The organism is Xanthomonas pisi DSM 18956, assembly GCF_001010415.1.
GTDB classification, from domain to species: Bacteria; Pseudomonadota; Gammaproteobacteria; order Xanthomonadales; family Xanthomonadaceae; genus Xanthomonas; species Xanthomonas pisi.
In genome coordinates, this window is record NZ_JPLE01000159.1 from 1 (window position 1) to 236 (window position 236).

A 236-nucleotide genomic window follows, 5' to 3' on the forward strand; every position below is an offset into this window, starting at 1 on the left:
GATCACGGTGCGCAGCGAACGCCAGTCGAAAGTCTCGGCCGACACCATCACCATGATCGCCACCAGCGCGACCACCGGCACCTGCGACACCCACGGCTTGAGCAGCACCATCAGGATCAGCAGGAACACGCCGGCGAACAAGGTCGACAGCCGGCCACGGCCGCCGTACTTCACGTTGCCCACGGTCTGGCCGATCATGCCGCAGCCGGCAATGCCGCCGAACAGGCTGGCCGCCG

The 236-nt window shown here is 67.4% G+C and carries 1 protein-coding gene; it reads right to left on the minus strand.

What is annotated here, in order from left to right; all coding sequences use genetic code 11:
• Window positions 1-236: SulP family inorganic anion transporter (locus tag Y887_RS17540; protein ID WP_046965570.1), on the minus strand; the 236-nt coding region annotated here is incomplete at both ends.